Origin of the sequence: Gelidibacter gilvus, from assembly GCF_004115975.1 — a bacterium.
GTDB classification, from domain to species: domain Bacteria; phylum Bacteroidota; class Bacteroidia; order Flavobacteriales; family Flavobacteriaceae; genus Gelidibacter; species Gelidibacter gilvus.
This window is the reverse complement of record NZ_SDDZ01000009.1, coordinates 43,118-56,361: the sequence shown is the minus strand read 5'-3', so window position 1 is coordinate 56,361 and position 13,244 is coordinate 43,118. Positions and strand designations below refer to the sequence as shown.

The window sequence follows — 13,244 nt, the reverse complement described above, 5'->3', positions numbered from 1 at the left end:
GGCTTAGATAAGTTCTGCCAACTTTTTTGTGAGGGCTTTTCTGCTGTACTGCTGCAATCCTATAGGAAACGACGTCAAAGCAGAATTTTTAAAGTCTTTAAAACGAGAAAGGAGATGTTCTCTTAACTCATCTTCAGCATCATAATAGAAGTAGCGTCCTGTATTGGTTGATTTTATAATACGTTCTACATCTGAATCATGTGGCCCTACTGATATAATTGGCGTTTCGGCAACCATGTACTCAAACAATTTCCCCGGAATGATGGCTTTGGTATCTTCAGAATCAATCTCAATCAATAATAACAATTGCGCGTGTCTTTGAGATTTCAAGGCTTCTTTATGATTGACGTAGCCAATGAGTTCTATATTTTTTTCAGGAATGTATTGTTGGATTTCATTCAGGACATCAGTGCTGACCACACCAATCAACCGCAACACAAATTCTTGTTTGAAGTCTTCGTACTTATCAATAAGCTCGCCTATAACCTTCCATAATACTTTCGGATTACGTTCAGATAATAAAGATCCAATATGCGCCAAAGAAAATTTAAGGTCTTTTGTCACTTTCAGGAGTTGTTGATAATCATAGCCATTTGTAATTACCGTAATGGGCTGCTTTGATTTTGATTCAAACTCTTTTTTGGTATTCTCGCTCGTCACAGTAACATGATCAGCAGTAGTTAGCACCTGCTTCTCCATCTGCTCATGTTTTTTGGCAACGTTCTCACTCAGTTTTAATTTTTTATGGTAACCGATTGTGGTCCAAGGATCCCTAAAATCGGCAATCCATTGAATTTCCAGCTTAGACTTTAACTGCAGACCAATTAAGTGTAGACTGTGGGGCGGTCCCGTGGTAATCACTGTTTTAATATTTTCCTTTTGAATATACTCAGACAAATAAGTCACTGATGGATTCACCCAAGCTTTTCTTGCATCTGGGATAAAATAATTCCCTCGCACATACAACATAAGTCGCTGAATCAAACTTTGTTTCTTTTTCTTCGGAATAACGCCTGAACTGATTGTTTGAGACGATTTTTTTGATAGAAATTCAGCAAATTTATATGGCTCCTTTATAGGCTGCTTTAGAATGGTGACATTCTCAGGAATTTCATCCATCAAACTCTCATCAAGCAAAGGATAACTCGGATTTTCTGGAATATAAACGATGGGATGAATGCCGTAATCGGGAAGATATTTTACAAATTTTAACCAACGTTGCACTCCTGGACCTCCTGCTGGAGGCCAATAATAGGTTATGATGAGTGCTTTTTTTTGCATATCGCAAATCCTGCGAAGGCAGGAATCGTATTTAGTTATATTAAATCATGTTTGTACAAATACCTATGACTTCTAGTTGTCCTTTAGACTTATGTGATTTGGTTTTTCACCGTCTGTATCCAAATTTTTGGACAGCACTTAGATCAATTTCAAAACTATCAGTTAATGATCACTTGACTCCATATTTTGGCTCCGCCGAATCTTCGATTTTTTGCTTTCGCAGAATTACAATTCCTCCCAAAATTAATAACCCAAATAAAATAGAACTCGCCAGCGCAATTGTACTTCCTGTTTTGACGACTTGTGGTTCAAATTTAAACTCAATGGTATGTTGACCTTTCGGGATTGGTAAACCTCTCAAAACATAATCCACACGATAATGTGATTGTAACTTCCCATCAATATAAGCGTTCCATCCATCAGCATAATAGATCTCTGAAAACACTGCAAATCCATCAAAATTATTATTAGAGTTATACTTTAAGTAATTAGGCTGATACTCTAACAATGAAATAGTTGACGATGAATCTAGTTTATAATTCGATGACCGCAATTCCTGTGTTGTTACCGCTTTAATTTTAGTGTCCAAACTATCCAAAGCCAGCATTTCCTCATTGGCTGAATTGACTTTTTCTATTTCGGAAATGAACCAAGCGTTCCCATTGGCATCTGCATTTTCATAAGGAAAAACATTCCCCTTGTCATCATCGGCGATTATATATTTGGTATTGAGCATATTCAATACATTCATATTGTTCTTCGCAATATAAAAATCAAAAAGTTCATTATATCGCCCAAGTTTTGCTGCGTGATAGCCGTTCAATGAATTATGGAAATAAGATGCTCTAGCAGCACTCGAAGCCACATCAAATACTCTAAAGTGTCCATTGTCCTTCATAATTTCTAAATCGGCAGCATTAGCTTGATAAGGTTTGCTTACCTGATGTGATGACACAAAATTTTCGTTGTTGACATAGCGTCTATCCACATTTACCAAATCAAAAAGTATCAATACTGCAAAGACAACAATAAGGGCATTTTGGGAGAGTTTTTTCCGCAGGAACAACCAAATGCCACCAGCCGAAAGTAAAACAAGAATCAATGTCCGAAAGGTATCATATGTAAACATTGACTTTCTATCTGCTTTAAGAGCATCTATAAAACTTTGTCCATATTCACCATATACTTGTCGGTAGTACCCGTCATTCATCCCTACAAAATCGAGAGACCCTTTCAATAACAAAAACAAGATAGCCACCCCTCCTGTAATTCCAGCAGCAAACTTTAAGGCTTTTAATTTCTGATCATCCTTTTCAAAATCATTGAACAATCGCACCAAACCGAAAATTGCCAAAATTGGAATACATAGCTCCAAAATCACCTGAATGGAAGTCACTGCCCTGAACTTGTTATACATGGGCACATATTGAATAAAGAAATCGGTTAAAAACCCTAAATTCTTTCCGTAAGATAACAATAAGGACATGATCACGCCACCCACTAACCACCATTTTAGACGGCCTTTGACCATAAAAAGTGCAAAGACAAACAAGAACAAAACTACAGCGCCAACGTAAGCTGGAGCTTCAACAATAGGTTGATTTCCCCAATAGGTAGGTGTGTGCTTCACTTCCCTCATGGCTTCTATAGGACTAGCACCAATACCCGTATAGAACTTATACATCTCAGAATCCTTCCCCACATCTTCACCATTCCCACCGCCTAAAAGTCGTGGAATGAAGAGGTTAAAAGTTTCTAAAAATCCATAACTATATTCAGTAATGTACTCTTTATCTAACCCTGTAGACATCGTTTTTGGAGTCCCATCAGGATTGATCGTCAATTCGCTCTTCCCACGCGTACTTTCCTTCACATATTCTTGGGTTGCCATGATGTTTGTGGCATTTAATCCGATAGCTAAAATCACGGCAAACACCATAATGCCCACCGATTTAAAAAAGTGCGGAAGTATTTTCTTTTTATAAGCATCAAAAAGATAAACCCCTCCCAAGATCAAGACCAATAACATTAAATAATAAGTCATTTGATAATGGTTGGCACTCAACTCAAGTGCCATAGCGACGGTAGTCAATAAAAACCCGGTGATGTATTTATTTTGAAAAACAAGTAGAATACCACTCAGCACCAACGGCATATAGGCAATGGCATGCGCTTTACTATTATGCCCAACGCCCAGAATAATAATGAGATAAGTAGAAAATCCGAAAGCTAATGCACCTAAAGCTGCCAGTTTATAATCCACTTTAAGCGTTAAGAGCAGAATGTAAAATCCGATAAAATAAAGGAAGAGATAATCTGCCGGTCTGGGTAAGAAACGCAACGCAGAGTCTAATTTTTTGATGTAATTGTGCGGATATAATGCGCCCAGCTGATAGGTTGGCATGCCTCCAAAAGCACTATTTGTCCAATAGGTCTCATCTCCAGTTTCAACCCTAAAATCGGTTTGTTGCTTAGACATCCCGATATATTGCATGATATCGCTCTGAAAAATCTGTTTCCCACTCAACACTGGACTAAAATAAGCGAGTGAAAGTGCAATAAAACCAATAATAATTAAAAGATGTGGAAGGAACTTTCTTACTGACAAAGCCATGAAGTATTGAGGTTGATTAGTTCGGGGAAATTAGTCAATTTCTTCGTAATCTATGTATTCGCCTACTTTTTTATCAGAAGATTGACGTTGTTCTGGCATTTTATCGATAACCGTTTCGCCGTCTTTGGGACGATTTCTATCCGGTTGTTGCTGTTGGAATTGACCTCCAAAACGTTCTTGCATTTTATTTGACATATAGCGGACAAAATATGGAGCAAAAAGTCTCATAAGAATCTTTACACCATAATACACCAATAAAATAATCAAAATGGTTCTCAAAAAACCAGTAAAGGACGCCATTTGCATGATGAATCTAAATTTTCACCAAAAATACAATTCTTCGCATTTAAAAACGGCTATTAATACTTAAAAATTATATAAAATATCACTGTTTTAGGCGGTTTAATTGAAAAGAACACTTATTCAGACCTCTAAAATCCAATTTTATCAATCGATTAAAATCAATTCAAAATCAAAAAAAATATGTAGTTTTGAGGCTAATAGATTAGAAAATGAAACCTATCAAATTCTCAATAGTATTTTTATTTTTCAGCATTGCCAATTTCACTTTTGGTCAATATACAGAGGTCATCAACTCCAATAGACCTGGAGTTTCACAAAGTGCTTTTGCTGTTGGTCCAAACGTTATTCAATTTGAAGCTGGTCCGTATTTTGTGAAGGAAGAACATACCCCATTGGAATATAAGGTTTCGGGTTTTGGAGTCGATTTTGCAGCGCGATACGGTTTAATTTTTGAAGAACTTGAAATCAATGTCCAAGGCACTTATCAAAACGACACCAAAACACTATACGCCTCCAGTATTCCAATGGACGACAAAAGGGCCAATTTTAAAAACCTTACGGTGGGAGCAAAATACATGATATATGATCCATATAGACATGCTGCTGAAGAAAAACCAAATTTATACAGTTGGAAAGCCAACCAAAAGTTCAAATGGAAATCCTTGATTCCTGCTGTTGCTGTTTATGCTGGCGCTAATTTTGATTCGAAGGACAACCCTTATACTGCTCCTGGAATTGAAGGTTTTAGTCCAAAGATTGCCGTGATTTCTCAAAATAATTTTTCGGGAGGTTGGGTGTTTGTCATTAATTTGATTAAAGATAGAATTGGTACTGACCAATCTGATTTTCAATATATTTTAACCGTAACCCATTCATTCAACCCGCAATGGGTTATTTTTGGAGAAACCCAAGGCATTAAAAGTGATTTTTATGCCGATAACTTATTTCGATTTGGAGGCGCTTATCTTTGGAGTAAGAACTTTCAACTGGATACCGCCTTTACCTTTAACACTAAAGATACGCCCTCTGTTTTTGGAGTGAATTTTGGAATGTCCTACCGCTTGGATTTTCATCAGGACAAAGAGATTGACAATGGCAATTCTGCCAAAGATGAATTGAGACGTCAGGAACGAAAAATTCAAAATGACAAAGAAAGCGACTCAAAGAAAAATAAAAAGGGCAACCTATAAGACCGCTTTATGATTACAATTAAACAAGTAAGCTCACCAAAAGATTTAAAGGCATTTGTAAAATTTCCTTTTGAACTTTATAAAGACTCCAATAATTGGGTGCCTCCAATTATCAAACAGGAAATGGAAACTTTCAACAAAAAGAAGAATCCCATTTTTAATGATGCTGAGGCGACGTTTTTTTTGGCCTATAAAAACAACGAGATTGTTGGACGGGTTGCGGCTATTATAAATTGGCTTGAAGTCAATCAGCAAAATCAAAAGAAAATGCGCTTTGGTTGGTTTGACGTCATTGACGATATTGAAGTTACGAAAGCTTTATTGGAAAAAGTACATGAGATTGGAAAAGCTAACGACCTCGATTATGTTGAAGGACCGGTAGGCTTCTCAAACCTTGACAAAGTAGGACTCCTGACGGAAGGATATCAATATTTAGGAAGTATGATCACGTGGTACAACTATCCTTATTATGTGGATCATTTCAAAGAATTAGGATATACGGACGAGAAACTATATTCTGAAAGTCGTTTCCCTTTTTCCAATGTAAAAACAGAGTTTTTTTTAAAAGCGCAAGAACTGATCAAAAAGCGCTATGAGCTCAGAGCATTAAAATTTACTAAAACTGAAGAAGTAATGCCTTATGTTGATAAGATGTTCGATCTTTTTAATCAATCTTACGCCTCTTTGTCGTCTTTTGTTGCTATCACTGATATTCAAAAGGAATATTTTAAAAAGAAATTCATCAGTTTTGTCAATCCGGAATACATCAAATTTGTCATTGATAAAAATGACAGATTAGTGGCTTTTGCCATTGTAATGCCTTCTTTTGCGAAAGCATTACAGAAAACAAAAGGCAAATTATTCCCTTTTGGTTTTAGACATATTTTACATGCTAAGAAGCACAGTAAAGAGGTTGTTTTCTATTTGATAGGCATTCTTCCGGAATATCAAAATAAAGGCGTTACTGCGGTTATTTTTAATGAATACTATAATGAATTCACCGAAAAAGGGATTCAAAACTGTATCAGAACTCCAGAACTGGAAGATAATCTAGCTATTCATCAAATTTGGAAACATTTTAAACCAGAAGTTTATAAGCGGAGAAAAACGGTGAGAAAAGATATTCATTAATCAAATTCCAAATTTGGAAACACAAATTACAAAAGCTTTAAAGCAGAGTTCTATTAAGAGTTTTTCAATTATGGAGATGTTTTTGCACCGACTAAAAAACTAAATTGCATATCAGTTCTTAGTCATAAGAATTAAAAAATTGAAAATACAATGCCGATTTTTTGTTTACCCCACCCTAAAGGGAGCAAAAAATCTCGAATGATTAATTAATTTGAGAATAAACCCCTCGTTAGAGACGGGGCAAGGCTAATTCGGATTTTAAATAAGCAATCTCATGTTTTTAGGATTATTGCGGTTATGCAATAAAACTAAACTTTACCTGATCATATAAAACCAAAAATCCCAATCGTTTAATTGGGATTTTTGTCTTTATATGTTTTTTATATGCACAAATCTAAAGTCCCCTTCGGGGATTTAGGGGATTTTACTCCCCCATCGCGGCAGCAACAGTTGCCGACAATCTTTTGTAGGTTCCATTTTCCAAACGGGTTCTAATGGCATCAAATGCATCCAACGTTTCATTGATGTCATTAATGTCATGCGTTGCTGTTGGAATCATTCTTAGTAAGATCAATCCTTTAGGGATTACAGGATACACCACAATAGAACAGAAAATTCCATGATTTTCTCTTAAATCCTTTACCAAAGCCATCGCTTCAGGGATACTTCCTTTTAAGTATACTGGGGTAACACAACTTTGTGTGGTACCAATATCAAACCCGCGCGACTTAAGTCCGGATTGTAAAGCAGTGGTGTTTTCCCAAAGCTTCTCCTTCATTTCCGGCATGGTTTTCAACATTTCCAAACGTTTACGTGCACCAACCACCAATTGCATTTGTAGTGATTTAGCAAACATTTGCGAACGCAAATTATATTTTAAATAATCGATAATTTCCTGATCAGCAGCAATGAATGCTCCAGTACTTGCCAAGGACTTCGCAAAAGTTGCAAAGTAGACATCAATACCGTCTTGGACACCTTGCTCCTCACCTGCTCCGGCTCCTGTTTTACCAAGTGTTCCAAAACCGTGGGCATCGTCAACCAAAAAGCGGAAGTTATATTTTTCTTTAAGTGCTACAATTTCTTTCAAACGGCCTTGTTCTCCGCGCATTCCAAAAACACCTTCTGAAATGACTAAAATACCACCGCCTGTTTGTTCTGCCATTTTGGTAGCACGCTCCAAGTTCTTTTCTAAACTTTCAATATCATTATGCTTATAGGTAAAACGTTTTCCCATATGCAGACGTACGCCATCAATAATACAAGCGTGCGCATCCACATCATAAACAATAATATCATCTTTAGATACTAAGGCATCAATGGTTGAAACCATACCTTGATATCCGAAATTTAAAAGATAAGCTGCTTCCTTATTTACAAACTCTGCTAATTCGGTCTGTAAAACCTCATGGAGTTCAGTATGTCCAGACATCATTCGTGCTCCCATTGGATATGCTGAACCATAATCGGCTGCTGCTTGCGCATCTGTTTTTCGCACTTCAGGATGGTTAGCCAACCCTAAATAATCATTGATACTCCAGGTGATAACATCCTTACCTCGGAATTTCATACGATTAGAGATTTGGCCTTCCAATTTTGGAAATACAAAATAGCCTTCAGCTTGAGAAGCCCATTTGCCTAATGGACCTTTATCTCTGTAAATTTTATCAAATAAGTCTTTCATGTAATGTTAGTGTTATTAGGACATACGCTGCCATTCTCCATTAATATTTACATTGGTTTAGGAGCAATGACGTCATCATCTTCGATTAGCTTAATTAGTTTGGACAAAATTAACCAAATATCTTTTCATACCATAATTAAGTTATAAACCACTGTTTATAAGATTTTCATCAACAAAAAATCCTACAACAACGTATCGGGTTATAGGATTGTATATGTATTTGGTTTATTTAATATATTGAATAGTTTCTAATGTAGAGACTGTTTTACTGTCAAAAAAGCCTTGCTCTTCCATCCATTTATCACTATAGATTTTACTCATGTAACGCGATCCATGATCAGGAAAGATCACTACCACATTATCTCCAGTTTTAAATTCTCCGGCTTCATTCAGTTGTTTTACAGCTTGCATCACTGCGCCACTGGTATATCCAACAAACAAACCTTCAGTTCGGGAAATTTGACGGGCTGTATGAGCACTTTCTTCATCGGTAACCTTGACAAATTCATCAATAATATCAAAATCGGTGGCTGTAGGAATTAAATTCTTTCCTAAACCTTCAATTCTGTATGGATAAATTTCATCATGGTCAAACTCGCGGGTTTCGTGATATTTTTTCAGGACAGAACCATAAGCATCTACACCTATGATTTTTATTTTTGGGTTTTGCTCTTTTAAGTATTTTGCAGTTCCAGAAATCGTTCCTCCAGTACCACTACAAGCAATCAGATGCGTAATGTGTCCTTCTGTTTGTTTCCAAATTTCCGGACCTGTACTGTTGTAATGTGCATCAATATTTAGTTGATTGAAATACTGATTGATATAGACAGATCCTTTGGTCTCTTCGTGTAATCGCTTGGCAACTTCGTAATAAGATCTCGGGTCGTCAGCACTAACATGCGCAGGACACACATAAACTTGTGCTCCCATCGATTTCAACATGTCAATTTTATCTGCTGATGATTTTGAGCTTACCGCAAGAATACATTTGTACCCCTTGATGATGCTCACCATGGCAATACTAAAACCAGTATTTCCAGAGGTAGTCTCAATTACTGTGTCTCCTGGCGTCAAGATCCCTTGTCTTTCCGCTTCTTCTATAATGTGCAGTGCAATGCGGTCCTTTGAAGAATGACCTGGATTGAAAGCCTCAACTTTGGCATAAAATTCACCATCATAGTCGGCTGTCATTCTGTTTAATTTGATAAGAGGGGTATTACCTATGAGCTGCAATACGTTATCAAATACCTGAATATTTTTCTTCATAAATGCTATTTACCAATTACAATTTAGAAAAATGTAATCTAAAACCTTGCAAAAATACGGTTTTTTTTCGAATTAGGCATTAATATTCTCTAAATCTAATAAAAAAGCATACTCTTCAGCGTCTTCTTTTAAGGCTTCAAAACGTCCAGAAGCCCCACCATGACCTGCTTTCATATTTGTTTTTAAAAGCAATTTATTGTGGCCGGTTTTAAACATTCTTAACTTGGCTACCCATTTGGCAGGCTCCCAGTATTGAACTTGGGAATCATGCAAGCCAGTGGTTACTAAAATATGTGGATAATCCTGCTTTTTCACATTGTCATAAGGCGAATAAGATTTTATATAATCATAATAGGCTTTATCATTAGGATTTCCCCATTCATCATATTCTCCTGTGGTCAACGGGATTGAATCATCCAACATTGTGGTCACTACATCCACAAACGGAACGGCAGCAATAACCCCTTTATAAAGTTCTGGCGCTTCGTTTATAACGGCACCAATCAATAATCCTCCTGCACTTCCTCCCAAAGCATACAAATGTTCAGAAGATGTGTAATTTTCAGAAATTAAGAATTTGGAACAGGCAATAAAATCTGTGAAGGTGTTTTTCTTCTGAAGTAATTTTCCGTCTTCATACCACATACGTCCTAAATACTCTCCTCCTCTTACATGAGCAATGGCGTAAACAAAACCTCGGTCCAATAAGCTTAAGCGAATGCTCGAAAAATAGGGATCTATAGTAAGTCCGTAAGAACCATAGGCATATAACAACACTGGATTCTTGCCGTCTTTTTTGATGCCTTTTTTATAAACCATGGAAATAGGCACTTTCGTACCATCTACTGCAGTCGCCCAAACACGCTTGGAAGCATAATTGTTCTTATCAAAATTAGGATCCAAAACCTCCTGTTCCTTTAAAATGGTTTTTTCCTTGGTGACCATATTAAAGTCGATGCTTGATGAAGGCGTAGTCATGGAATTATAGCCATATCTTAGAATAACAGTGTCAAATTCGACGTTGGTGGAGGTGTATGCTGTGTAAGTTTCATCATCAAAGGGGAGATAGTAATCTTCAGTGCCATCCCAACTTTTGATGCGAATATGATTCAGACCATTTGAACGTTCACTAATCACCAGAAAATCCTTAAAAATATCTATTCCTTCAAGCAACACCTCTACTCTATGCGGAATAACTTCTGTCCAATGATTTAATCCGGTTTCATTCTCCGGCGTTTTCATTAGTTTAAAATTGACGGCATCATCGACATTGGTCACGATATAGAACTGATCGCCATAATGAGATACACTGTATTCCAAACCTCTAATGCGCTCTTGAAAAACCTTAAACTCGGCATCTGGTGTATTGGCATTTAAGGTATAATATTCATTGGTCAAGGTACTGTAGCAAGCAATTATCAAATATTTTTTTGACTTCGATTTATAAATAGCCACACCAAATGTATCGTCTTCTTCATGAAAAACAAGCGTATCCTCCACAGCGGAACTCCCTAATTTATGCTTGAAAACTTTATCTGAACGCAGTGTTTTTTCGTCTTTAACCGTGTAAAACAACGTTTTATTATCGTTTGCCCAGGTTGCAGAGCCTGTAGTGTTTTCAATGGCATCAAAAAAGACTTCGTCAGTGACCAAGCTCTTGATTTGCAGGGTATAATTACGTCTTCCAACGGTATCCGTTCCATATGCAATCATGGTATTATCAGGACTCACACTTAAGCCTACCAACTTAAAATAAGCATGACCTTCAGCCATCACATTACAATCAAACAGCAATTCCTCAGGATGCTCTAAAGTATCTTTCTTCCGGATATAAATGGGATAATCTTTTCCTGTTTCATATTTCACAATATACCAATAGCCATTATATTTATATGGAACCGACTCATCGTCTTCCTTAATTCTGGCCTTCATTTCTTCAAACAGTGACTTTTCAAAATCCTTATATTTGGCGGTGACGGCATCATAGTATTCGTTCTCAGCGTTGAGATAATCGATAACTTCTTCATTTTCTCGTTCATTTAGCCAAAAATAATCATCTTGACGCTCGTCATCATGGGCTATTAAGGTTTTGGATATTTGTTTTGCTTTTGGAGGCTGAATATTTTGTGTCATAAATTTCTTTTTAAACGGATTGCAAAAGTACTATTTTAAAGAAGAGAGGACAAAGAGAAACTAAAAAGAAGGATGGCAAATATTTAAAAACAGATTAAAAAGTATTTGTGAAAATTATTGACCCCGAGACTTCGGGGCTGTCTAAATCTTTTTTTAACTTTGTACCACAATTTAAAAACTGAAGAATATGTTTGGAGATATGATGGGCATGATGAATAAACTCAAAGAAACCCAGAAAAAAGTTGAAGAAACCAAAGACCGTTTAAACCATGTTTTAGTGGATGAACAAAGTAGTGATGGCAAATTAAAAGTGACCTTAACCGCCAACAGGACGATAAAATCTATAGCTATCGATGATGAATTGTTACAAGACAAAGAAATGCTTGAAGATTATTTAATCCTGACGATGAATAAGGCTATTGAAAAAGCCACTCGCGTAAACGAAGCTGAATTGGCTGCAGTAGCAAAAGATGGCATGCCGAATATTCCAGGATTGGATATGTTCAAATAACTTTATGATCTCATCAGATAGAGAGCAGTCGTATGGTCATATAATCTTCCTATATTCTCGACTGCCCTCTAACTGATTGAAATTTTGTCCAGATTTAACCTCATTTAAGTTTCAAAGCTTGCAGTTCATTCAAAAACAGATCATGCATATCATCCGTATAATCCAAATGCGTCACAATACGAAGTTTGCCACTCCCCATGCTGCTCAACCGTATATTTTTATCTGACAGTAGTTTTAGAAATTTCGTGTCATTTTTTTTATCCACCAATTCAAAGATGATGATATTGGTTTCAACAGGTTCTACTTTGTTGATAAACTCCAATCCCGACAATAACTGTCCGATTTCTTTAGCTTTTCTATGATCTTCAGGGAGTCGCTCCATATGGTGATCCAAAGCATAAAGTCCAGCAGCAGCCATATACCCTACCTGTCGCATCCCACCTCCCAGAATCTTTCGGATGCGCAATGCGTTTTGCATAATACCTTCGTCACCTATCAACACAGATCCCACAGGACACCCCAGACCCTTACTCAAACACACCGAAATAGTATCAAAAATCTGACCGTAATCTCGTGCCGTTTCTGGTTTTGCTACCAAGGCATTCCAGATTCGCGCGCCATCTAAATGGTATCCTAATTCGTGGTCATTACAGACCGTTCTTATCTTCTTAAGCTCTTCAAAATCCCAACAAGAACCTCCACCCCTATTAGCGGTATTTTCAACTTCTACCAAAGCGGTTAGTGGACTATGGTAAAAGTCAGGTGGATTGATTGCTTCTATCACTTGGGCTGCAGTGAACATGCCTCGAGTTCCTTCCAATAATTTGCAAGAAATCCCACTATTAAAAGAGGCACCGCCCCCTTCGTAATGATAAATATGGGCGTTAGAATCGCAAATAACCTGATCCCCAGGATTGGTATGTAATTTTAAGGCGGTTTGGTTGGCCATAGTTCCCGTGGGAAAAAATAGGGCTTTCGATTTACCGAACATATCTGCAAGTCGCTCTTCCAGCTTATTGACGGTTGGATCTTCTTTATAGACATCATCACCCACTTTTGCACTCATCATCGCTTCCAACATGCCTTGGGTTGGCTTGGTAACGGTATCGCTTCTTAAATCTATAATCATGT

10 protein-coding genes are annotated in these 13,244 nt (G+C 37.0%); 3 read left to right on the top strand and 7 right to left on the bottom strand.

Translation table 11 applies throughout. From position 1 onward, the window contains the following. Nucleotides 1–3: 3 nt before the first annotated feature. From ESZ48_RS13910 to ESZ48_RS13900, 3 genes are all read right to left on the bottom strand, one after another. On the bottom strand, nucleotides 4–1,281 hold the full coding sequence (locus ESZ48_RS13910) for a glycosyltransferase family protein (RefSeq protein ID WP_129018114.1): 1,278 nt from the start codon (nucleotides 1,279–1,281) through the stop codon (nucleotides 4–6). A gap of 169 nt (nucleotides 1,282–1,450) precedes the next feature. Beyond that, nucleotides 1,451–3,895: a YfhO family protein gene (locus tag ESZ48_RS13905; protein ID WP_129018113.1), complete on the bottom strand. Its 2,445-nt coding sequence runs from the start codon at nucleotides 3,893–3,895 to the stop codon at nucleotides 1,451–1,453. Nucleotides 3,896–3,925: 30 nt separating this feature from the next. Next, a complete protein-coding gene (locus ESZ48_RS13900) occupies nucleotides 3,926–4,195 on the bottom strand; it encodes a DUF4834 family protein (RefSeq protein ID WP_317127993.1) in 270 nt (89 codons plus the stop codon). Nucleotides 4,196–4,407: 212 nt separating this feature from the next. Between ESZ48_RS13900 and ESZ48_RS13895 the strand changes: the two genes are divergently transcribed. Together ESZ48_RS13895 and ESZ48_RS13890 are read left to right on the top strand one after the other, a co-directional pair. Further along, a complete protein-coding gene (locus tag ESZ48_RS13895; RefSeq protein WP_129018111.1) occupies nucleotides 4,408–5,388 on the top strand; it encodes a transporter in 981 nt (326 codons plus the stop codon). 9 nt (nucleotides 5,389–5,397) lie between these two features. Next, complete coding sequence (locus ESZ48_RS13890) at nucleotides 5,398–6,519, top strand: GTP cyclohydrolase (RefSeq protein ID WP_129018110.1); 1,122 nt, start codon at nucleotides 5,398–5,400, stop codon at nucleotides 6,517–6,519. Nucleotides 6,520–6,943: 424 nt separating this feature from the next. On the opposite strand, the gene ESZ48_RS13885 is transcribed toward ESZ48_RS13890, so the two are convergent. The 3 genes from ESZ48_RS13885 to ESZ48_RS13875 all read right to left on the bottom strand — a co-directional run bounded on the left by ESZ48_RS13885 (nucleotide 6,944) and on the right by ESZ48_RS13875 (nucleotide 11,602). Beyond that, nucleotides 6,944–8,203 carry an aminotransferase class I/II-fold pyridoxal phosphate-dependent enzyme gene (locus tag ESZ48_RS13885; protein WP_129018109.1) on the bottom strand — a complete coding sequence of 420 codons (1,260 nt, stop codon included), beginning with the start codon at nucleotides 8,201–8,203 and terminating at the stop codon, nucleotides 6,944–6,946. A 225-nt stretch (nucleotides 8,204–8,428) separates the two neighbouring features. Next, entirely contained in the window at nucleotides 8,429–9,469 is a 1,041-nt protein-coding gene (locus ESZ48_RS13880; protein WP_129018108.1) for a PLP-dependent cysteine synthase family protein, read from the bottom strand. A gap of 72 nt (nucleotides 9,470–9,541) precedes the next feature. After that, nucleotides 9,542–11,602, bottom strand: coding sequence for a S9 family peptidase (locus ESZ48_RS13875; protein ID WP_129018107.1), 2,061 nt, complete (start codon nucleotides 11,600–11,602; stop codon nucleotides 9,542–9,544). Between the two features lie 187 nt (nucleotides 11,603–11,789). On the opposite strand from ESZ48_RS13875, the gene ESZ48_RS13870 reads away from it, so the two are divergent. Then, nucleotides 11,790–12,113 carry a YbaB/EbfC family nucleoid-associated protein gene (locus ESZ48_RS13870; RefSeq protein ID WP_129018106.1) on the top strand — a complete coding sequence of 108 codons (324 nt, stop codon included), beginning with the start codon at nucleotides 11,790–11,792 and terminating at the stop codon, nucleotides 12,111–12,113. A 100-nt stretch (nucleotides 12,114–12,213) separates the two neighbouring features. Here ESZ48_RS13870 and ESZ48_RS13865 read toward each other — a convergent pair whose 3' ends face one another. After that, nucleotides 12,214–13,242 carry a threonine aldolase family protein gene (locus tag ESZ48_RS13865; protein WP_129018105.1) on the bottom strand — a complete coding sequence of 343 codons (1,029 nt, stop codon included), beginning with the start codon at nucleotides 13,240–13,242 and terminating at the stop codon, nucleotides 12,214–12,216. Nucleotides 13,243–13,244: the final 2 nt, after the last annotated feature.

Bases quoted from the DNA above. Each gene is read 5' to 3' on its own strand.
- ESZ48_RS13910 (WP_129018114.1), bottom strand. From the start codon at position 1,281: ATGCAAAAAAAAGCACTCATCATAACCTATTATTGGCCTCCAGCAGGA.
- ESZ48_RS13905 (WP_129018113.1), bottom strand. From the start codon at position 3,895: ATGGCTTTGTCAGTAAGAAAGTTCCTTCCACATCTTTTAATTATTATT.
- ESZ48_RS13900 (WP_317127993.1), bottom strand. From the start codon at position 4,195: ATGGCGTCCTTTACTGGTTTTTTGAGAACCATTTTGATTATTTTATTG.
- ESZ48_RS13895 (WP_129018111.1), top strand. From the start codon at position 4,408: ATGAAACCTATCAAATTCTCAATAGTATTTTTATTTTTCAGCATTGCC.
- ESZ48_RS13890 (WP_129018110.1), top strand. From the start codon at position 5,398: ATGATTACAATTAAACAAGTAAGCTCACCAAAAGATTTAAAGGCATTT.
- ESZ48_RS13885 (WP_129018109.1), bottom strand. From the start codon at position 8,203: ATGAAAGACTTATTTGATAAAATTTACAGAGATAAAGGTCCATTAGGC.
- ESZ48_RS13880 (WP_129018108.1), bottom strand. From the start codon at position 9,469: ATGAAGAAAAATATTCAGGTATTTGATAACGTATTGCAGCTCATAGGT.
- ESZ48_RS13875 (WP_129018107.1), bottom strand. From the start codon at position 11,602: ATGACACAAAATATTCAGCCTCCAAAAGCAAAACAAATATCCAAAACC.
- ESZ48_RS13870 (WP_129018106.1), top strand. From the start codon at position 11,790: ATGTTTGGAGATATGATGGGCATGATGAATAAACTCAAAGAAACCCAG.
- ESZ48_RS13865 (WP_129018105.1), bottom strand. From the start codon at position 13,242: ATGATTATAGATTTAAGAAGCGATACCGTTACCAAGCCAACCCAAGGC.